This window comes from Nocardioides sp. HB32 (assembly GCF_054058995.1).
The window spans coordinates 3,819,890-3,838,445 of record NZ_JBSSBS010000001.1; the positions used below are offsets into that span (position 1 = coordinate 3,819,890).

Annotated in this window: 22 protein-coding genes; 2 read left to right on the forward strand and 20 right to left on the reverse strand. The window is 72.1% G+C overall.

Going from position 1 to position 18,556, the window contains the following annotated elements; genetic code table 11:
• Positions 1-21 precede the first annotated feature (21 nt).
• From ACVW2K_RS19200 to rpsB, 7 genes are all read right to left on the reverse strand, one after another.
• On the reverse strand, positions 22-381 hold the full coding sequence (locus tag ACVW2K_RS19200) for a hypothetical protein (protein ID WP_028636120.1): 360 nt from the start codon (positions 379-381) through the stop codon (positions 22-24).
• A 72-nt stretch (positions 382-453) separates the two neighbouring features.
• Complete coding sequence (locus ACVW2K_RS19205) at positions 454-963, reverse strand: histidine phosphatase family protein (RefSeq protein WP_028636121.1); 510 nt, start codon at positions 961-963, stop codon at positions 454-456.
• The gene (locus ACVW2K_RS19210; RefSeq protein ID WP_028636122.1) at positions 963-1,817 is read right to left on the reverse strand and encodes a phosphatidate cytidylyltransferase; all 855 of its coding nucleotides are present in this window, start codon (positions 1,815-1,817) and stop codon (positions 963-965) included. Before ACVW2K_RS19210 ends, ACVW2K_RS19205 begins: the two co-directional genes overlap by 1 nt.
• Positions 1,818-1,831: 14 nt before the next feature.
• A complete protein-coding gene (gene frr / locus ACVW2K_RS19215) occupies positions 1,832-2,386 on the reverse strand; it encodes a ribosome recycling factor (protein ID WP_197025233.1) in 555 nt (184 codons plus the stop codon).
• A 55-nt stretch (positions 2,387-2,441) separates the two neighbouring features.
• The gene (gene pyrH / locus ACVW2K_RS19220; RefSeq protein WP_028636124.1) at positions 2,442-3,155 is read right to left on the reverse strand and encodes a UMP kinase; all 714 of its coding nucleotides are present in this window, start codon (positions 3,153-3,155) and stop codon (positions 2,442-2,444) included.
• Positions 3,156-3,270: 115 nt separating this feature from the next.
• On the reverse strand, positions 3,271-4,083 hold the full coding sequence (gene tsf / locus ACVW2K_RS19225) for a translation elongation factor Ts (protein WP_028636125.1): 813 nt from the start codon (positions 4,081-4,083) through the stop codon (positions 3,271-3,273).
• 45 nt (positions 4,084-4,128) lie between these two features.
• Positions 4,129-5,154 (reverse strand): 30S ribosomal protein S2, encoded by a 1,026-nt coding sequence (rpsB, locus tag ACVW2K_RS19230; protein WP_028636126.1) that lies wholly within the window; start codon positions 5,152-5,154, stop codon positions 4,129-4,131.
• A gap of 395 nt (positions 5,155-5,549) precedes the next feature.
• Here rpsB and ACVW2K_RS19235 point away from each other — a divergent pair, with 395 nt between their 5' ends.
• The gene (locus tag ACVW2K_RS19235) at positions 5,550-6,164 is read left to right on the forward strand and encodes a murein hydrolase activator EnvC family protein (RefSeq protein ID WP_457203613.1); all 615 of its coding nucleotides are present in this window, start codon (positions 5,550-5,552) and stop codon (positions 6,162-6,164) included.
• On the opposite strand, the gene ACVW2K_RS19240 is transcribed toward ACVW2K_RS19235, so the two are convergent.
• The 4 genes from ACVW2K_RS19240 to ACVW2K_RS19255 all read right to left on the reverse strand — a co-directional run bounded on the left by ACVW2K_RS19240 (position 6,112) and on the right by ACVW2K_RS19255 (position 10,181).
• Positions 6,112-7,011, reverse strand: coding sequence for a tyrosine recombinase XerC (locus tag ACVW2K_RS19240; RefSeq protein ID WP_036569426.1), 900 nt, complete (start codon positions 7,009-7,011; stop codon positions 6,112-6,114). The two genes, ACVW2K_RS19235 and ACVW2K_RS19240, sit on opposite strands and share 53 nt — an antisense overlap.
• Before the next feature lie 76 nt (positions 7,012-7,087).
• Complete coding sequence (gene dprA, locus ACVW2K_RS19245; protein WP_028636128.1) at positions 7,088-8,224, reverse strand: DNA-processing protein DprA; 1,137 nt, start codon at positions 8,222-8,224, stop codon at positions 7,088-7,090.
• Entirely contained in the window at positions 8,221-9,807 is a 1,587-nt protein-coding gene (locus ACVW2K_RS19250) for a YifB family Mg chelatase-like AAA ATPase (protein ID WP_457203614.1), read from the reverse strand. Before ACVW2K_RS19250 ends, dprA begins: the two co-directional genes overlap by 4 nt.
• Positions 9,807-10,181, reverse strand: a complete 375-nt coding sequence (locus ACVW2K_RS19255; RefSeq protein WP_028636130.1) for a YraN family protein — start codon at positions 10,179-10,181, stop codon at positions 9,807-9,809. The genes ACVW2K_RS19250 and ACVW2K_RS19255 overlap by 1 nt, the downstream gene beginning before the upstream one ends.
• A 172-nt stretch (positions 10,182-10,353) precedes the next feature.
• On the opposite strand from ACVW2K_RS19255, the gene ACVW2K_RS19260 reads away from it, so the two are divergent.
• Positions 10,354-11,790, forward strand: coding sequence for a hypothetical protein (locus ACVW2K_RS19260; RefSeq protein ID WP_028636131.1), 1,437 nt, complete (start codon positions 10,354-10,356; stop codon positions 11,788-11,790).
• Between the two features lie 5 nt (positions 11,791-11,795).
• On the opposite strand, the gene ACVW2K_RS19265 is transcribed toward ACVW2K_RS19260, so the two are convergent.
• From ACVW2K_RS19265 to ACVW2K_RS19305, 9 genes are all read right to left on the reverse strand, one after another.
• Positions 11,796-13,433: a pilus assembly protein TadG-related protein gene (locus ACVW2K_RS19265; protein WP_028636132.1), complete on the reverse strand. Its 1,638-nt coding sequence runs from the start codon at positions 13,431-13,433 to the stop codon at positions 11,796-11,798.
• Positions 13,433-13,888: a TadE family protein gene (locus ACVW2K_RS19270; protein ID WP_197025223.1), complete on the reverse strand. Its 456-nt coding sequence runs from the start codon at positions 13,886-13,888 to the stop codon at positions 13,433-13,435. Before ACVW2K_RS19270 ends, ACVW2K_RS19265 begins: the two co-directional genes overlap by 1 nt.
• A gap of 84 nt (positions 13,889-13,972) precedes the next feature.
• Entirely contained in the window at positions 13,973-14,281 is a 309-nt protein-coding gene (locus ACVW2K_RS19275) for a DUF2469 domain-containing protein (RefSeq protein ID WP_028636134.1), read from the reverse strand.
• 70 nt (positions 14,282-14,351) lie between these two features.
• On the reverse strand, positions 14,352-15,038 hold the full coding sequence (locus ACVW2K_RS19280) for a ribonuclease HII (RefSeq protein WP_028636135.1): 687 nt from the start codon (positions 15,036-15,038) through the stop codon (positions 14,352-14,354).
• 10 nt (positions 15,039-15,048) lie between these two features.
• Positions 15,049-15,843: a signal peptidase I gene (lepB, locus tag ACVW2K_RS19285; RefSeq protein WP_028636136.1), complete on the reverse strand. Its 795-nt coding sequence runs from the start codon at positions 15,841-15,843 to the stop codon at positions 15,049-15,051.
• A 35-nt stretch (positions 15,844-15,878) separates the two neighbouring features.
• The gene (gene rplS / locus ACVW2K_RS19290) at positions 15,879-16,229 is read right to left on the reverse strand and encodes a 50S ribosomal protein L19 (protein ID WP_028636137.1); all 351 of its coding nucleotides are present in this window, start codon (positions 16,227-16,229) and stop codon (positions 15,879-15,881) included.
• Positions 16,230-16,422: 193 nt separating this feature from the next.
• Complete coding sequence (trmD, locus tag ACVW2K_RS19295) at positions 16,423-17,580, reverse strand: tRNA (guanosine(37)-N1)-methyltransferase TrmD (protein WP_028636138.1); 1,158 nt, start codon at positions 17,578-17,580, stop codon at positions 16,423-16,425.
• Positions 17,577-18,125: a ribosome maturation factor RimM gene (rimM, locus tag ACVW2K_RS19300; RefSeq protein ID WP_197025224.1), complete on the reverse strand. Its 549-nt coding sequence runs from the start codon at positions 18,123-18,125 to the stop codon at positions 17,577-17,579. Before rimM ends, trmD begins: the two co-directional genes overlap by 4 nt.
• A 123-nt stretch (positions 18,126-18,248) precedes the next feature.
• A complete protein-coding gene (locus ACVW2K_RS19305) occupies positions 18,249-18,491 on the reverse strand; it encodes an RNA-binding protein (RefSeq protein ID WP_028636140.1) in 243 nt (80 codons plus the stop codon).
• Positions 18,492-18,556 lie beyond the last annotated feature (65 nt).

Here is an 18,556-nt window from a genome sequence, read left to right on the forward strand (position 1 = left end):
CCATCCGGGGGGCGGTGCGCCCTAACTCTGGCGGTTGACCAGGTACCAGAGCACGAGACCCGCCACGCCGCCGATGACCAGGCCGGTCGTGACCATGCCGATCAGCATGTACGCCCCGAACCGCCGGGTGCGGGGTGCGATCACCAGCCCGAACGGGATCACCAGCGTCACGAGCACGAACGGGAAGAGGTCCTCGGCCGTGTGGGACTCGAAGACCAGGCCCAGCACCGCCGCGAACAGCCCCGGCACCACGATCACGAAGGCGAGGCCCGTGAAGAACCCGGTGAGCGCGGTGAACGTCGGGTGGTCGCGGTGCCACCAGTCCGGGGCACGCGCGTCATCGGTCGCGGCCTGCTCGGCGTTCTCCTGCTCGGTCGACATCACCTCGATGCTATGTGTCCCACCCCCGAGCGGCCGTCGCGGCATGCCGTCGGAGGTGCAAGGTGTGACCGATCACGCGACCTCGATGACGTCGGGCATCCGCAGCGCCGCCCAGCGGTCGAGGTCGGGCTCGGAGCCCGTCAGCTCCGCGGCAAGCAAGGTCCACGCCGTGCCGTGGCCGACCAGGACCAGGTCCTCGCCCGGGTGCTCGTCGATGAGACCCCGCACGACGGTCACCACCCGGTCCCGGGTGTGTGCCAGCGGCTCCCAGCCGTCGTGGGCCGGTACGCCTGGCTCGGCGAACGCGCGACGAACGGTCGTCTCGACGTCGTCCAGCCAGTCGGAGGTCTCCCGGACCTGCTCGCGCAGGCCGTCCACGATCGCCACGTCGTCGTCGGTCAGCAGCTGCGCGGTCGCGATCGCCTTGGCCTCGGGCGAGGTGAACCACCGGGCGCGCCGCGGCAGTCGGCCGGACTCGCGCAGCGCCCAGATGTCGTCGAACCCGGCCGGGTCGAGCTCCCAGGCGCTGGCCAGCAGTCCCTCGTCGACGACGGGTCGGCCGTGCCGCACGAGGTACAGCATCAGAACACGAGGTAGTGCAGCAGCAGCCAGATCGGCGCGACTGTCGCGAGCAGCGAGTCCAGCCGGTCCATCAGGCCGCCGTGGCCCGGGATCACCTGGCTCATGTCCTTGATGCCGAGGTCGCGCTTGATGACCGACTCGCAGAGGTCGCCCAGGGTCGCCATCACGACCGCGATCAGGCCCAGGAGGAGCCCGACCCACCAGTCGCCGTCGAGCAGGTAGACGACGAGCGCCCAGCCGGCGGCGAGGCAGAACACCACGGAGCCGGCGAAGCCCTCCCAGGACTTCTTCGGCGAGATGACCGGAGCCATCGGGTGCCGCCCGAACAGCACGCCGGCGACGTACCCGCCGATGTCGGAGGCGATCGTGACGACGATGAACGCGATGATCCCCTGCACGCCGGCGTCGTCGAGGCCGTGGCCGTTCACGCCCCCGCCCTCGGACAGCAGCAGCGCGACGAACGAGCCGAGGAACGGGACGTAGACCAGGCTGAACACCGACGCCGTGGCGTCCTGGACGTAGCCCTCGACGCCGCGCCGGAGCAGCCACAGCATCGTCACCAGCGCGGTGACGGCCGTCGCGGTCACGAGCGCGGGGGCGCCCCAGAAGTAGGCGACGACGACCATGACGACGCCGCCGAGCATCAGCGGCTGCTCGGGCAGGTCGATGCCCTTCGCGGAGAAGCCGCGACCGAGCTCCCAGATCGCGACGACCACCGCGGCCGCGACGATGAACATGAACGCCGTCTTCCAGAACAGCAGCGACACCGCGATCGCCACGAGCAGCACGATCGCGCTCGCGAAGGCAGCGCGCAGGTCACGACCGGCGCGGCCGTGGTTCTTCACCTCGGTCATGGGTGTCGAGCGGCTCAGACCTCGAGCAGCTCGGACTCCTTGTTCTTCAGCATCTCGTCGATGGCGTCGGTGTGCTTCTTGGTCATGCCGTCGAGGCGCTTCTCGGCGCCCGTGACGTCGTCCTTGCCGACCTCGCCGTCCTTCTCGAGCTTCTCGAGCTGCTGCTTCGCCGTACGCCGGAGGTTGCGGACCGCCACCCGGCCGTCCTCCGCCTTCCCCCTGGCGACCTTGATGTACTCCTTGCGGCGCTCCTCGGTGAGCTCGGGGAACACGCAGCGGATCACCTTGCCGTCGTCGGCCGGGTTCACGCCCAGGTCCGACTCGCGGATCGCCTTCTCGATGTTCTGCATGGAGCCCTGGTCGAACGGCGCGATCAGGATGACGCGCGCCTCGGGCGCCGTGAACGACGCGAGCTGCTGGATCGGGGTGGGCGAGCCGTAGTAGTCGACGACGATCTTGCTGAACATGCTCGGGTGTGCCCGGCCGGCCCGGATCGCCGCGAACTCCTCGCGCGTCGACTCGACCGACTTGTCCATCTTGCTGTCGGCCTCGTTGAGGATGTCGTTGATCACGGCTTCTCCTGCTCAGTCACGCTGGGTCGCTGGTTGCTGGCTCGGGCGCGGGTCAGCCGGCGCTGACGAGCGTGCCAATCTTCTCACCCTGCACGACGCGCAGGATGTTGCCCTCGGGCTCCATGCCGAAGACGACCATCGGCAGCTTGTTCTCGCCGCACAGGGCGAACGCCGTCTGGTCCATGATCCGCAATCCGCGGCCGATCGCCTCGGCGTACGTGAGCTCGTCGAACTTGGTCGCGGTCGGGTCGAGGTGCGGGTCGGCGGTGTAGACGCCGTCCACGCCGCTCTTGGCGACGAGCACGACGTCGCACCTGCTCTCCAGCGCCCGCTGGACGGCGACGGTGTCCGTGGAGAAGAACGGCATGCCCATGCCGGCACCGAAGATGACCACGCGACCCTTCTCCATGTGCCGGATCGCGCGCCGCGGGATGTACGGCTCGGCGACCTGGCCCATCGTGATCGCGGTCTGGACACGCGTCTCGACGCCCATCTTCTCCAGGAAGTCCTGCAGGGCCAAGCAGTTCATGACGATGCCCAGCATGCCCATGTAGTCCGCGCGGACCCGGTCCATGCCGCGCTGGTGGAGCTCGGCGCCGCGGAAGAAGTTGCCACCTCCGGTCACGACCGCGATCTGCACCCCGGCCCGCGCGACCGCTGCGATCTCGCGGGCGACCGTCTGGACGACGTCGGGATCGACCCCGACCTTGCCACCCCCGAAGACCTCGCCGGACAGCTTGAGCAGGACGCGGTGGTAACCGGTCACGGGCGGCTCCTTCGTGGAGTGGGGCGCGGTCGGGGGACGAAGAAGGCCGGTCCGATGATCAGGTCTGCTGTCATCGAACCGGCCTCCTCGTGTCGTCTGGCTAGAACCTATCCGGTCAGGCCCCGACCTCGAAACGGGCGAACCGCTTCAGGGTGGTGCCGGCCTCGTCGAGGACCGTCTTGACCGACTTCTTGTTCTCGGTGACCGACGGCTGCTCCAGGAGGACGACGTCCTTGAAGAAGCCGTTCAGGCGGCCCTCGGTGATCTTGGCGATCGCCTGCTCCGGCTTGCCCTCCTCGCGCGAGGTGGCCTCCGCGATCTCGCGCTCCTTGGCGACGATGTCGGCGGGCACCTCCTCGCGGGTGAGGTACTGCGGGCGCATCGCCGCGATCTGCATCGCGGCGCCGCGGGCGGCGTCGGCGTCACCGTCGTACTCGACGAGCACCCCGACGGCCGGCGGCAGGTCGGCCGCACGCTTGTGCATGTAGGCCACGACCGGGCCGTCGAAGTGGACGTACTGACCGAGCTCGATCTTCTCGCCGATCGACACGGCCAGGCCCTCGACCACGTCGCCGACGGTCTGGTCGTCGAGCGGGACCCGCTTGAGCGCCTCGATGTCGGCCGGCTTGGCCTCCGCAGCGGCGTCCGCGATCTTCTGCGCCGTCGCGACGAAGTCCTCGCCCTTGGCCACGAAGTCGGTCTCGCACCGCAGCTCGACGAGCACGCCCGCCGAGTGGGCGACGAGGCCGGCCGTGGCCTCACGCTCGGCACCGCGCTTGGCGGCCTTGGCGGCGCCCTTGACGCGGAGCAGCTCGACGGCCTTGTCGAAGTCGCCGTCGGACTCCTCCAGCGCCTTCTTGCAGTCCATCATGCCGGCGCCGGTCAGCTCACGGAGCTTCTTGACGTCGGCGGCGGAGAAGTTAGCCATGGTCCTTCTTCCTCGAAGTTCTAACCGATGTGCGGTGGGGGTGGCTCAGGCCTGCTCGGCGGCCTCGGCGACCTCGGCAGCAGCCGGGGCCTCCTCGGTCGCCTCGGCGGCGGGAGCCTCGGTGGCCTCGGCAGCAGCCGGAGCCTCCTCGGTGGCCTCGGCAGCGGGGGCCTCGGTCACCTCGGCGGCGGCCTCGGTGGCCTCGGCAGCCTCGGTCGACGCGCCGGTCGACTCGGCCGCGGGGGCCTCGGCGGCCGCGGCGTCGCCACCGGTGGCCTCGACGGCGGCCTTCTCGGCATCGCCGCCCAGCAGCTCGCGCTCCCACTCGGCCAGCGGCTCCTCGGCGCCCACGGCCTCCGTGCCCTCGCTCGGCTTGGCGCCGGAGCGGGCGATCAGGCCCTCGGCGACGGCGTCCGCGACCACCCGGGTCAGCAGGCCGACGGCGCGGATCGCGTCGTCGTTGCCCGGGATCGGGAAGTCGACGACGTCCGGGTCGCAGTTGGAGTCGAGGATGCCGACGATCGGGATGTGCAGCTTGCGCGCCTCCTCGACGGCGAGGTGCTCCTTGTTGGTGTCGACGATCCAGACCGCGGAGGGGGTCCGGGTCATCTCGCGGATACCGCCGAGCGACTTGTTCAGCTTGTCGCGCTCGCGGCGCATCTGCAGCAGCTCCTTCTTGGTGCGGCTGCTGCCGGCGACGTCGTCGAAGTCGATCTCGTCGAGCTCCTTGAGGCGGTTGATCCGCTGGTGCACCGTCTGGAAGTTGGTGAGCATGCCGCCGAGCCAGCGCTGGTTGACGTAGGGCATGCCGACGCGGGTCGCCTGCTCGGCGATCGCCTCCTGGGCCTGCTTCTTCGTGCCGACGAACATGATCGTGCCGCCCTTGGCGACCGTGTCCTTGATGAAGGCGTACGAGCGGTCGATGTAGGCCAGCGACTGCTGCAGGTCGATGATGTAGATGCCGTTGCGCTCGGTCATGATGAAGCGCTTCATCTTCGGGTTCCAGCGCCGGGTCTGGTGTCCGAAGTGCACGCCGCTCTCGAGAAGCTGGCGCATGGTCACGACTGCCATGTGGATCTCCTGGTTTCGCGGAGCACACCGCCGTTCGAGCCGTCCTTGAGGCAGGTCCGGCCGGAGGTGTGATCCTGTTGTTTTCAGTTGCTGCCCCCGGCGGGTGCCGACGGCCCTGACGCTCGCGCGCGACCCCACCGGCGCCCCCATGCATTGCTGGGAACCGGACTGAGGGTCGTCGCCCACGGGTGGTCGGGTCCTCGGAGCTCCAGGGCCCGTCGCGGTCAGCGAGCGTGCGTAGTCAATCCGCAAGGATTGCGTCGTCCAGAGTAGTCGACGGACGGCGGAGCGGGCTAATCGCCGGTTGTCGTCCACAGACAGCCTGCAGCTCCCCGGTTCTCCCCAGGCTCCTCATCATCGTCCCGCTCGTCCCCGGCGCGGGGCAGGGTCGACGCATGGCCATCCGTCCCGCCCCGCTCGTCACGCTCCTCCTGACGCTGCTGACGCTGCTGACGCTGCTGACGCTGCTGGCGCCGGCGTCCGCCTCGGCCACCGACGCCGATCCGGTCGGCGTCTGGCCGCTGGTGCCCGAGCCCGAGGTGGTCCGCGGGTTCGACCCGCCCGACGATCCCTGGGGCGCCGGTCACCGGGGCGTCGACCTGCTCGGCTCTCCCGGCCAGCCGGTCCGGTCGGCGCTGCCCGGGACGGTGCGCTGGGCCGGCGTGCTCGCCGGCCGCGGCGTCGTGGTGGTCGACCACCACAGCACGCGCACGACCTACGAGCCGGTCGAGGCCACGGTCGCGGTCGGCACGCGCGTCGACGCGGGCGACCGGATCGGCCGCCTCTCCCCCGTCGGGTCGCACTGCCTGCCGCGCGCGTGCCTGCACTGGGGCTGGATCCGGGGCGCCGAGGAGTACCTCGACCCGCTGCGGCTGGTCGGCGCCGGTCCCGTGCGGCTGCTGCCGCTCTGGCGGGGGGAGCCGGTGCCGGTGCCCTACGCCCGGTGGGTGCCGCCGCTCATGCTCTGGGGTGTGCCTGCTGGTAGGCCCGCCGTAGCCGGTCCGTGGTGACGTGCGTGTACAGCTGGGTGGTCGCGAGCGAGGCGTGACCGAGCAGCTCCTGGACCGAGCGGAGGTCGGCACCGCCCTCGAGCAGGTGCGTGGCGGCGGTGTGCCGGAGGCCGTGCGGACCGATGTCCGGTGCCCCGGGGACGTCCGCGATCCGCTGGTGCACCATGGTCCGCACCGCGCGCTGGTCGATCCGCCCGCCGCGGGCGCCGAGGAACACCGCGGGCCCGCTGCCGGGGACCGCCAGCTGCAGGCGGCCGTGCTTCAGCCAGAAGTCCAGTGCCCGGGCCGCCGGCCGGCCGAACGGCACGCTGCGCTCCTTGCGCCCCTTGCCGAACACGCGGACCACGTTCCGCTCGCGGTCGATGTCGTCGACGTCGAGCCCGACGAGCTCGCCGACCCGGATCCCGGTGGCGTAGAGCAGCTCGAGCATCGCGACGTCGCGCAGCCCGACCGGGCTACCGTCGTCCGCCCGCTCCGCGGCCGCACGGATCAGGTCGCTCGCCTCGTCCGCTCGCAGCACCGGGGGCAGCGTCTTGTGCCGCTTCGGGGAACCGAGGCTGGCGCCGGCGTCCAGCGGCGTGCGACCCGTGCGGGCCAGCCAGGCGGTGAACACCCGGGCGGCGGTGGCTCGCCGGGCGATCGTGGTGCGCGACTTGCCGAGCGTCTGCTGCTTCGCGAGCCAGCTGCGCAACGTGCGCAGGTCGACCGTCTCGACGGTGGTGTGGCCGAGCCGGGCGGCGTGGTCGAGCAGACCGCCGACATCGGAGAGGTAGGCGCGCACGGTGTGCGGGGTCAGGTCGCGTTCGGCGGAGAGGTGCCGCTCGTACTCGCCGAGCACCCGCGCCATCGGCTCTGGCAGCGGGTCCGGCTGCTCGCTCTGCTCCTGGACGCCCACGCACCGAGTCTAGGAACCGATCGGCCCCTCACTCGTGAGCGAGCGCGGCGAGCCGCCAGCCACCCTGCTCCTGCTCGACGAGTCCCAGCTCGGCGAGGACAGCGAGCATGCCGCGCACGTCGGCAAGGCCCAGGCCGGCGGTCCGGGCGATCGACGCCTCCGGCGCCGGCCGGACGGCCGGCACTGCGTCGAGGACCTGCTGCTGGCGGGTGCTGAGCCGGTCGCGGGCGCGGTCCCGGCCGCGCGGCTCGGCCGCGAGGTGCTCCCCCACCGCTCCGACTGCCTCCAGCACCTCGGCACCGGACGTGACCAGGGTCGCCGCGCCCGAGCGGATCAGCTGGTGCACGCCCTGGGACGGCCCGCTGGTGACCGGTCCGGGCACGCCGAGCAGGTGCCGGTTGAGCCGCGACGCCCAGTTCGCGGTGTTGAGCGCGCCGCTGCGGACCGCCGCCTCGACGACCACGGTCCCGGTCGTGAGGCCGGCGATGAGCCGGTTGCGGGCCAGGAACCGCAGTCGTGTCGGTGCCCAGCCGGGCAGCGCCTCGGAGACGACCGCGCCGTGCGCGGCGATGTGCTCGATCAGCTGGAGGTGGGCGGCCGGGTACGCGCGGTCGGCGCCGCAGGCGAGCACGGCGATCGTCGTCCCGCCGCCGGCGAGCGCGCCCCGGTGGCCGGCCTGGTCGATGCCGAACGCGGCGCCGGAGACGACCGCGCGGCCGGTCTCGGCGACCGTGGCGGCGACGTCGGCAGCGACGTCCGCGCCGTACGTCGTCGCGGAGCGCGAGCCCACCACCGCCACCGACGAGACGAGCTCGTCGAGCCGCGCCGGACCGCGTACCCAGAGCCCCAGGGGGACGCCACCGCGACGCTGCAGGGGCGCCGCGGCGGCCAGGTCATCGAGCTGGACCGGCCACTCGGGATCGCCCGGCACGAGGAAGCGCAGGCCGAGCCGCGCGGCATCGGCCAGCGTCCGCTGCGGATCCGTGGCCGAGCGCCGCGCGGCGGGGTCGGTCTGCAGGTCGTCGATCCCGTGGTCGCCGAGCAGCCGGTCGTGCACCGCGAGGGCGCCGTGGGCGGTCACCAGGTCGGCGAGGCGTGGGTCGCCGGGCTCGCCCACCGCGGAGAGCGCGATCCGGGCGAGGCGGTCGTCGTCGGCCGCGGTCACCCGGTGCGCTCCAGCATCGAGAGCAGCAGCGGCTCACCGGTGCGCAGCCGCAGAGCGGTCTCGACCTCGTCGATGCCCGGCCGCTCGAGGCCGCGCAGGTCGGCGACCGTCCAGGCCAGCCGGTGCGCGCGGGTAGCGCCCCGGCGGCTGAGCTTGCCGTCGTAGAGCTGGTTGTCGACGGCCTGCTGGCCGGCCTTCGTGAGCGGCCAGCGCTCCCGGAGCACCGGTCCGGGCGCGTGGCCGTTGAGCCGCCAGCTCTCCTCGGCGTACCGCTCGGCCTGCCGGCCCCGGGCCGCCTCGACCCGGCCGCGCACCGTGGCCGAGGACTCGGGCGGCTCGAGGTCGACGACGCCGTCGTGCTTCCGGAGCGGGGGCAGGTGCCGCACGATGTCGACCCGGTCGGCCACCGGACCGGTGACCTTGTTCCTGTAGTCGCGCCGCTGGACCTCGCGACAGGTGCACCGGTTGAACCGCACGTCGCCGCTGTAGTCCCCACACGGGCACGGGTTGCAGGCGAGGACGACCATGCCGCGGGCCGGCAGCGTCACCGACTCGTCCCTGCGGGCCACCGTGACGTCGCCGCTCTCGAGGGGCTGGCGCAGCGCCTCGATGACGTCCGAGCGGAACAGCGGGAACTCGTCCAGGAACAGGACTCCGGTGTGGGCGCGGCTGACCTCACCCGGCCTGACGATCCCCGAGCCGCCACCGATCAGGCTGGCCTTGCTGGCGTCGTGGTGCGGTGCGGAGAACGGGGGTCGGGTGAGCATGCCGCCCGCCGGGTCGAGCGTGCCCGCGAGCGAGTGGATCGCGCTCAGCTCCAGCGACTCCGCACTGCTGAGGTCGGGCAGGATGCCGGGGATCCGCTCCGCGAGGCTCGTCTTGCCGGAGCCCTTCGGACCGGAGAGCAGGAGGTGGTGGCCGCCGGCGGCGGCGACCTCGACGGCGTACCGGGCGTCCGCGACCCCGAGCAGGTCCTCGAGATCGAGCTCCTCCAGCCGCTCCTGACCGCGCCAGGCGAGCACCCGGGCGCCGGACGCCGGCGCCACGGGCGGCGCGTCCGGGGGCTCCTCGCCGCACAGCACGGCTACCACCTGGCCCAGCGAGCGGACGCCGAGCACGCTCATGTCGGGCACCATCGCGGCCTCGGCCGCCTGCGGCTCGGGCACGAACACCGCGCGGATCCCCCGCTCGGCCGCGGCCAGCACCATCGGCAGCACTCCCGTGACCGAGCGGAGGTTGCCGTCGAGGGTGAGCTCGCCGACGAACGCCGTCTGCTCGAGCGACTCGGCCCGCACCGTGCCGGCGGCGGCGAGCACCGAGACCGCGATGGCCAGGTCGAAGTGCGTGCCGCGCTTGAGCAGGTCCGCGGGCGAGAGCAGGATCGTGATCCGGCGGGTCGCCGGCCAGTCGAGATGGCTGTTGATGATCGCCATCCGGCACCGGTCGCGGGCCTCGTTGATGGTGGTGTCGGCGCGGCCGACCATCGTGATACCGACCTGACCCGGCGAGACGTCGGTCTGCACGTCGATCAGGTGGCCGACGGCGCCGTGCAGGGACACGGTGTGGGCGGTGGCGAAGGGCATCAGCCGATCCCCCGCACGTGCTCGAGCAGCGAGGCGCCCCGCCGCGGCCGGACGATGCCGACCAGGTCGATGCGGATGTCACGGGCGGCGACGCCGCGCTCCTCCAGCCAGCGGATCGCCAGCCGGCGCAGCCGGGCGACCTTGATGTCGGTGACGGCCTCGTGCGGGGTGCCGTACAGGGTGCTGCTGCGGGTCTTCACCTCGCAGACCACCAGCACGTCGCCGTCGCGCAGCACCAGGTCGATCTCGCCGGTCTCGCACCGCCAGTTGCGGTCGAGCAGCACCATGCCCTGCTCGACCAGGTGCCGGGCGGCGAGGACCTCGCCGTACGCACCGAGTGCCTGCTTGATCGCACCAGTCGTCGTTCGCGTCATGGCGCCAGCGTCTCCGGCAGCGGCGACGGGTGGCGGCACGGACGGGCGAGCCTGTGGAGCTGGCCGTACGGAGCCGATCCTGTGGACGGAAAGCGGTGCAAGGGCTGCGACTCGCCCCGAGAAACCTCATCAACGCATGGCAATCGAACAGATGTTCGACTAGAATCGGAGCATGGAGCCACTCGTCACCGACGACCTCGACCCGGCTGCCACGCTGGCCGCCGCCGAGGCCGCGGTGATGGAGAGGCGGGCCGCCGACGTGAAGGACCTGCTGCTGGCGCTGCGCTGGGCGGACCTCCACGGCAGCGATCCCCAGGCGGAGCCCGGTGCGATCCCCGTCCGCTACGGCGGCGACCGGCTGGTCGAGATCGGCGGCGAGGGGACTCCGCCGGTGCGCGACCTCTGTGTCCACGAGCTCGCCATCGCCCGGCGCTGCCACTCCCTGGCGGCGCGCTCGACGATGGCCGACGCCCTGGACCTGCGGCACCGCCTGCCCCGCACCTGGGCCCAGGTGCAGGGGCTGTCCTGCGAGCCGTGGGTGGCGGGCAAGGTCGCCCGGATGACCCGCCGTCTGGACCGCGACCGGGCGGCCCTGGTCGACACGGCCGTTGCCGACGCCATCGGCGGGTGCTCCCCGGGCCGGGTGCTCGCCCTCGCCGAGGCCAAGGTGATCGAGGCCGACACGGCGGCGCACGCCGCCCGCCTCGAGGAGGCCCGCCGCGCACGCGGCGTGTGGGTCGGCGAGACCAACGCCGAGACCGGCAACCGCGACGTCTTCGCCCGCACGGATCCCGCTGACGCCGCCGGCGTCGACGTGCTGCTGGAGCAGGTCGTCGACGTCTTCCGCGCCCGGCCCGACCTGCTGCGCGCCCACCACCGCGACCTGCCGGCCGAGCTCGACGACCTCACCCACCACGAGCTGCGTGCGCTCGCCTTCGGCTGGCTCGCCCGCCCCGAGGACCTCCAGGCCCTGCTCAGCGCTGCCGCACAGCCGGGCGACGGCGAGACCACGGGTCGGAACTCCCGGCAGACGGGCCGTCAGCGAGCCGTGATCTACCTGCACCTGCACGAGAGCGCGGTCACCGGGACCACCGACGGGGTCGCCCGGGTCGAGCACCACGGGCCGATGATCCTCGAGCAGATCGTCCGGCTCCTCGGCCACGCCCGGGTCACCGTCAAGCCGGTCATCGACCTGGACGAGCACACGCGCGTCGACGCGTACGAGTTCCCCACCGCGGTCCGCGAACGCACGCGGCTGCGATGCGGCGGCGACGTCTTCCCCCACGCCACCAACACCTCGACGATCACCGGTCGCTTCGACGACGACCACCCCGTCGCCTACGACCCCACCGGGCCGCCCGGCCAGACCGGGGACCACAACGACGCTCCCCTGTCCCGCGGTCACCATCGGGCGAAGACGCACCGTCGCTATCGCGCCAGACAGCTGGATGACGGCAGCTACGTCTGGACCAGCCCCCATGGCCTGACCCGTCTCGTCGATCCCACCGGCACCCACGACCTCGCCGCCAGCGAGGCCTGGAGGTACGAGCACGCCGAAAGGATCGACGCCGCCATCGAGCGGCTCCACGAAGGCCAGCTGGCTCCGTAGGCCGGTCAGCCGCGCAGCGCAGGCGTGGTGCAGCTGGGGTGGTCGAGCAGCAGGACGTCGGCGCCCGAGGTGCGCAGCCCGGCGAGGTCGGAGAGCGGTCCGATGACGTTCGCGTTCAGGGCGGTGGCCAGCGGCTGCACGATCGAGGACGCCACGGCGTTCAGGACGGTCTTGACCTGGGCGAGCGTGAGCGTCACGAGACCGGCGCTCACACCGGCCGTCGGGGTGTCGACGGTGACCGGGGACAGCTGGGCCCGCGAGCCGCCGTTCGAGTACGCCGTGTCGTAGGCCTGCGACGGCACGGTGATCGTCACGTTGCCCGGCGTCCCCGACGGGGTGAGCGTCGCGCGGATCGTCCCGTCCACGTCGACCGACCCCAGCACCACCGTCACCTTGACCCGGACCGGGACCACCAGCTGGGCGGAGAGCAGCCCGCCGGTCGTGTCGACCGTCGCCGACTTGCTGGACGCGTTGCACGAGATCGCGTCGAGCGTGGAGGTCGCCGACGCCGTCGTGACCGTCAGCGTGGTCGGCGACCCCGTGGGCGAGCTCACCGAGACACCCAGCAGGTTGGTGATGCCACTGATCAGCGAGCTCGCGACGGTCTGGTTCGAGGTGAGGGTCGTGCTCGACGAGACCGACGCCTGGTTGCTGGAGTTCGGCGTCGAGCCGACGAACCCGCAGGCCGTGCGCGCGGCCTGGATCAGCCCGACGGACGACGTGAACGATCCGACTCCCGGGAGGCCGGAGCCGAGGTCGACCGTGACGGCCGAGTTCCCGTCGGCGACCAGGATCCCGCCCACGACCAGGTCCGCGAGGTCGAGGGCGGCCGAGAGCCCGGAGCCGGCCCCCGACGCGACCGAGAAGAGGTTGGCGAGGCCGACCGGCTTGCTGCCGAGGGTGCCGAGATCGGCCTTGATCGTGTTCAGCGCAGCGATCTGGCCCGAGCTCGCGCCGTTCGTGCCGATCACCTGCGCCGTCGCCGTGAGCAGTGCCGACAGCGTCACGGACGCGGTGCCCAGGGCCTCCGGTGACGCCAGCCCCAGCGCGGTCGCGAGGTCCGCGGCGTCCACGTGGGCACCGACCAGGCCCTGGTACGTCGCCGCGCCGACCGAGGCTCCGATGCCGTGGGCAGCGAGGGCGCGGTACAGCAGGTTCGCGTTCGCGGAGGTGGAGAGCCGGGCGCCCCACGACCCGAGCTTGTAGCAACCCTGGGCCCGCGCGACGGCGACCGCCGTGCGGCTCGCGCCGCCGCTGCCCGAGGTGAAGTGGAACGCGACGCTCGTCGCGGCCGTCACGCGTACGGCGTCGGGCACGGTCGTGTCGCTGACCGTGCTGAACACCCCGTCCGCGTCGAGGGTCCCCAGCTCCGGGGTGACCGCGACGTCGTCGCCCATCGCGTCGGGGTTGCGCGCGAGTGCCCGGTCGGCGGCCGCCTGCAGCGTCGGCGAGATGGCCGACGCGGCGCGGCCGTCGAGCTCGCGGGACAGGTCGAGAGCGACCACGTCGGCCACCGACTGCATGTCCGTGCGCGCCACGCGCTGGAGTCCGATGTCGACGGTGAACGCGGTCATCGCCACCAGCACGGTCAGCATGACCGCGACGATGGGCACCACCGCGCCGCGCTCGTCCCGGCTGCGCACTAGCTCACCCGCGCGACGGCCGAGTAGTGCAGCGAGTCGGGCAGCGGCACGAACGGGAAGTCCGGCAGCAGCGGGTGGTCGGCGTACGCGTAGTCCACGTCGACGGTCGCACAGTCCGCGGTCGCGTCGTTCGCGCACGCGGCGATCGTCAGCGAGCAGGTCCCCACGGTCGTGGCGCCCTTGAGCAGGCTGCCGGCCGAGCAGGAGACGCCGTACAGGTCGAGGCTGTCGTTCAGCGACGCGAGGGCAGCCGCGGTCCGGCTCGCGTCGTCGTCGGCGACCGACACGGCCGCCGCGCGCGCGCCCTCGGCCGCGCCCTGGCTCAGCGCCTGGCGGAAGCTGAGCAGGTAGCCGTAGCTGATGATCCCGAACAGGATCAGCAGCAGGAACGGTACGACGAGCGCGAACTCCACTGCCGCGGCGCCCCGCTCCCCTCTGCGAGTGCGCCGGGTCACCCCACCCCACATGGCAACGTCATACCCTGCCGGGGCCGGGCTGACGCGCTGGTCTGGTCCAGGCCGCGGGGTCCGGTCGCGCGGTCAGGCCTTGGGCGGGTCGATCTCCGCGGGGCTGAGCTCCTCGACGTTCACGTCCTTGAACGTGAGGACCTTGACGTTCTTGGCGAACCGGGCCGGGCGGTACATGTCCCACACCCAGGCGTCGGTCATGGACACCTCGAAGAACACGTCGCCGGCCTCGGTGCGGGCCTTCACGTCGACCTGGTTGCAGAGGTAGAAGCGGCGGTCGGTCTCCACGACGTACTTGAAGATCCCGACGACGTCCCGGTACTCCCGGTAGAGCGTCAGCTCCATCTCGGTCTCGTACTTCTCGAGGTCCTCGGCGCTCATGCTCGTTCGGGGTCCCCGCGGAAGCGTGCCTCCGCGCGCAGCGCCCCCATCGTGCGCTTTCGTGGGGTGTTCACGATGTTGACTCTATATCCGGCTGCAGCGGTTCGAGGCCCGCCGCACGGCGAACGTTCACGAACCGCATCCGGTGCACCGGCGACGGCCCGTGCTCGGTGAGTGCGGCCGCGTGGTCGTCGGTGATGTAGCCCTTGTGGGTCTTGAAGTCGTACGCCGGCCACTCGGCGTCGAGCTCGGTCATGATCCGGTCGCGGGTGACCTTCGCGAGCACCGAGGCGGCCGAGATGCAGGCCGCCACCCGGTCGCCCTTCCAGACCGCGAGCCCGGGCACGCCGAGGCCGTCCACCGGGAACCCGTCGGTGAGGACGTACGCCGGCGGCAGCTCGAGCAGCGCGACGGCCCGGCGCAGCGCCTCGACGTTCGCAACGTGCATGCCGAGCCGGTCGCATTCCTCGTGCGAGATGACCACCACCGACCAGGCCACCGCGCGCTTCACGACCTGCTCGTAGCAGCGCTCGCGGGCCCGCTCGGTGAGCAGCTTGGAGTCGGCCAGGCCGGGGACGATCCCGGCCTTGCCGGGCGGCAGGATCGCCGCGCCCGCGACCAGTGGTCCGGCACACGCGCCGCGGCCGGCCTCGTCGACCCCGGCGATCGGCTCGATCCCGTGCCGCCGGAGCGCTCGCTCGTAGCCGTAGAGGCCGGCGTCCTTCCGGACCGTGGACCCGCGGGGCAGCACACTCACGGCGATCGCCTCAGGACGCGTCCGGCACGTCCGCGAAGGTGTCCGGACGGTGCAGGAACGTGAAGTGGTCGCTGGGCCAGAGCAGCACGAACACCTTGCCGACCACGTCGTCGACGTCGACGTACGGGTTCTTCGTGCAGTCGCGGTCGGTCTTCAGGCACATGTGGACCGTCGAGTCCGCGGAGTTGTTGCGGTTGTCCCCCATCACGAACACGTGACCGGCCGGCACGGGACCGACCTGCCAGGAGCAGTGCGAGGTGCCGGAGGGCATCGGGCCGTAGCAGTCCGCGCCGCCGAGGCGGGCGTAGTCCTTCTCGTCGAGCGGCTGTCCGTTGACCATCAGCCGGCCCTGGCTGTCGCAGCACTTGATGGTGTCGCCGGCGACGCCGATGACCCGCTTCACCAGGTGGCCGCCCGAGGGGTAGAGCCCCACCTTGGACATCAGCTTCGCGACGCCGTTCGTCGGACCCGCCGACTCCTCGGCGTCGAGCCAGCCACCCGGGTCCTTGAAGACCACGACGTCACCGCGCTCGGGGCCGCCGCCGAACCAGTACGACATCTTCTGGACCAGGATCCGGTCGTTCTTGACCAGCCCCGGCTCCATCGACTGCGACGGGATGTAGAACGCCTGGACGAACAGCGCCTTGATGACGATGGCGAGCACCAGCGCGATCCCGAGCAGCAGGATCGTCTCCTGCCAGACCGGCAGGTGCTTCTTGGGCTTCCCGGCAGAGACGGACGACGACCGCGACACCGGCTCGTCGGGTTCAGCGACGGTGGTCGGGTCGCGGTCGTCGGAAGTCACGGGCAGAGGCTAACCACGAAGGCTGAGAAAGGCCCTCAGGCCTCCCGGCGCTCCTTGATCTTGGCCTTCTTGCCGCGGAGGTTGCGCAGGTAGTAGAGCTTCGCCCGGCGGACGTCGCCGCGGGTCACGACCTCGATCTCCTCGAAGATCGGGGAGTTCAGCGGGAAGGTCCGCTCGACGCCGACACCGAAGGAGACCTTGCGGACCGTGAAGCTGCGGCCGATGCCGGAGCCCTGGACGCGGATCACGACGCCCTGGAAGACCTGGATGCGGGAGCGGTTGCCCTCGACGACCTTGACGTGGACCTTGACGGTGTCGCCGGCGCGGAAGGCGGGGACGTCGTCGCGCTTGATGGCGTTGCCGAGCTCGGCAATGACGTTGCTCATTGTCTCTCCTCGCGAGTGCCACAGGTCAGCCGCGCTGCAGGAACTGGTGCGTTCGGTTGTGGGCCCAGCTGGTGTGGCCGGCGGCGCCGCGTTCCCCCTGTGGCAGGAAGCGGTGCGGGTCCCCTTCGGACGCGTCCTCGGGACGACCCTTGTTTGGCCGGCTGGGCCGAGGGTCAAGTCTGCCACAGCGGGGTCAGGGCCGACGAATCTGCTTGGTCATCCGCACGGTGCCCGGCGCGATCTCGCCGCGCAGCCGGTAGCCGGCCCTCTTGTACATCCGCTGGTTGCGCGCGCTCCCCGCGCCGGTGAACAGGGCGTACGTCGTCGCCTGCTCCGGCGCCAGCGCCTCGATCCGCTCGAGCAGCGTGCGTCCCAGGCCGCGCCCGGCCAGGTCGGGAGCGACCATCAGCCGGCCGACCTCCCACGACTCGCCGTCCAGCGACGCGCGCACCGCGCCGACCAGCCGGCCGGCGGACCGGGCCACGAGCACCGTGTCGCGCGCTGCCCAGGCGCGGGCGTCGTCGTACGTCTCGTGCAGCGCGGGGATCCGTATCCCGGGGTTGTCGTGCTGCTCCTGCACCCAGCAGGCGAGCTGGAGCACGTACAGCTCCCCTACGTCGGACGGCCGCACCGGGCGGATCTCGACGTCGTCCAGCAGGCTCGAGGCGGGCAGCAGGTCGGGTCGGCGCTCCGCCGTACGCCGGACCGCCCGGTCGTGACGCCACGACGCGATCGCGGCGTGGTCGCCGGACAGCAGCACGGGCGGCACGTCGTGGCCGCGCCAGGAGGCGGGCTTCGTGTAGACCGGGTACTCGAGCAGCCCGTCCTCGTGGGACTCCTCGACCAGCGAGTCGGCGTTGCCCATGAAGCCGGGCACGAGCCGCACCACGGCCTCGGTGATCGCCAGCGCGGCGACCTCGCCCCCGTTGAGCACGTAGTCACCGAGCGAGATCTCGTGCACCTCGGCACGCGCGGCCAGGTCGTCGAGGACCCGCTGGTCGATGCCCTCGTAGCGGCCGCACGCGAACACGATCCGCTCCCGGCTCGCGAGCTCGCGGGCGACGGCCTGGGTGAACGGCCGGCCGGACGGGGTCGTGAAGACCACCGTGACGGCCTCGGGGGCGTCCCGCAGCAGGTCGTCGAACGCCTCGCCCCACGGCTCGGGCTTCATCACCATGCCGGCGCCCCCGCCGTACGGCGTGTCGTCGACGGTGCGGTGGCGGTCGTGGGTCCACTGTCGGAGGTCGTGCACGCGGACGTCGATCAGGCCCTTGTCCCGTGCCTTGCCCGCGAGCGAGAGCTCCAGCGGGGCCAGGTAGTCGGGGAAGATGGTGACGACGTCGATCCTCACTCGTCGTCCTCCAGCGGCGTCACGAGCCCGGGTCGGTCCGCGACGACCACCCGGCGTCCGGGCAGGTCGACCTCGGGGACCAGCGCCTTGACGAACGGCACCAGTGCGTCCCGCCCGTCCGGGGTCCGGATCGTGAGCAGGTCCTGTGCACCGCCGTGCACGAGGCCGGTGACCGCGCCGAGGGCGCGGCCGTCGAGGTCGTACGCCGCGAGCCCGAGCAGCTGGTGGTCGTAGTACTCGTCGGGGTCGTCGGGCACGGCGTCGGCCGGGATGTCCGCGTGCAGCAGGATGCCGCGCGCCGCCTCGGCGGCGTTCCGGTCACCGATCTCCTCGAAGCGGACCAGCAGCGTGGACGTGTGCCACTTCGCGGCCGCGACGGTGAGGGTGCGCAGCGGCGAGTGGGATCCCCGCGGAGCCTCCACCCGGAGCACCGATCCGGCCGCGAACCGGCGGTCGGGCTCGTCGGTGCGGACGTCGACGGTCACCTCACCGCGGATGCCGTGCGGCTTGCCGATCCGCCCGACGAGGACCTCGATGGTCTCCACAGATCCCACTCTCTCGGAAATGACAGCAGGTCTCGACACACCGCTCGTCCCTCGCGGCCGGTCGACCAACGATGTCGTTGGTCGAGCAGCGATCGCGAGGGACGAGCGAACGCGTGTCGAGACCTAGCGGCGGCGGTCGGTGTCGACGAAGTCGACCCGCGCCCCGCCGCGGCCCGCGAGCGCGGAGACCACGGTGCGGAAGGCGGTCGCGGTGCGACCGTTCCGACCGATCACCTTCCCGAGGTCGTCGGGGTGGACCCTGACCTCGAGGATCGAGCCGCGACGAAGCTGCTTGTCGCGCACGCTCACGTCATCGGGGTGGTCGACGACTCCGCGCACCAGGTGCTCGAGCGCCTCGGCGAGCATGGCGCTCAGGACTCGGTCTTCTCCGCGTCGACCTGAGCGGTCTCCGCGGCCTCGGCCTGCTCGGC

What these genes read in the sequence shown, in the direction of transcription:
- ACVW2K_RS19200 (WP_028636120.1), bottom strand. Translation starts at nt 381, where the DNA reads ATGTCGACCGAGCAGGAGAACGCCGAGCAGGCCGCGACCGATGACGCG.
- ACVW2K_RS19205 (WP_028636121.1), bottom strand. Translation starts at nt 963, where the DNA reads ATGCTGTACCTCGTGCGGCACGGCCGACCCGTCGTCGACGAGGGACTG.
- ACVW2K_RS19210 (WP_028636122.1), bottom strand. Translation starts at nt 1,817, where the DNA reads ATGACCGAGGTGAAGAACCACGGCCGCGCCGGTCGTGACCTGCGCGCT.
- tsf (WP_028636125.1), bottom strand. Translation starts at nt 4,083, where the DNA reads ATGGCTAACTTCTCCGCCGCCGACGTCAAGAAGCTCCGTGAGCTGACC.
- rpsB (WP_028636126.1), bottom strand. Translation starts at nt 5,154, where the DNA reads ATGGCAGTCGTGACCATGCGCCAGCTTCTCGAGAGCGGCGTGCACTTC.
- ACVW2K_RS19235 (WP_457203613.1), top strand. Translation starts at nt 5,550, where the DNA reads ATGGCCATCCGTCCCGCCCCGCTCGTCACGCTCCTCCTGACGCTGCTG.
- ACVW2K_RS19240 (WP_036569426.1), bottom strand. Translation starts at nt 7,011, where the DNA reads ATGGCGCGGGTGCTCGGCGAGTACGAGCGGCACCTCTCCGCCGAACGC.
- ACVW2K_RS19250 (WP_457203614.1), bottom strand. Translation starts at nt 9,807, where the DNA reads ATGCCCTTCGCCACCGCCCACACCGTGTCCCTGCACGGCGCCGTCGGC.
- ACVW2K_RS19255 (WP_028636130.1), bottom strand. Translation starts at nt 10,181, where the DNA reads ATGACGCGAACGACGACTGGTGCGATCAAGCAGGCACTCGGTGCGTAC.
- ACVW2K_RS19260 (WP_028636131.1), top strand. Translation starts at nt 10,354, where the DNA reads ATGGAGCCACTCGTCACCGACGACCTCGACCCGGCTGCCACGCTGGCC.
- ACVW2K_RS19275 (WP_028636134.1), bottom strand. Translation starts at nt 14,281, where the DNA reads ATGAGCGCCGAGGACCTCGAGAAGTACGAGACCGAGATGGAGCTGACG.
- rplS (WP_028636137.1), bottom strand. Translation starts at nt 16,229, where the DNA reads ATGAGCAACGTCATTGCCGAGCTCGGCAACGCCATCAAGCGCGACGAC.
- ACVW2K_RS19305 (WP_028636140.1), bottom strand. Translation starts at nt 18,491, where the DNA reads ATGCTCGCCGAGGCGCTCGAGCACCTGGTGCGCGGAGTCGTCGACCAC.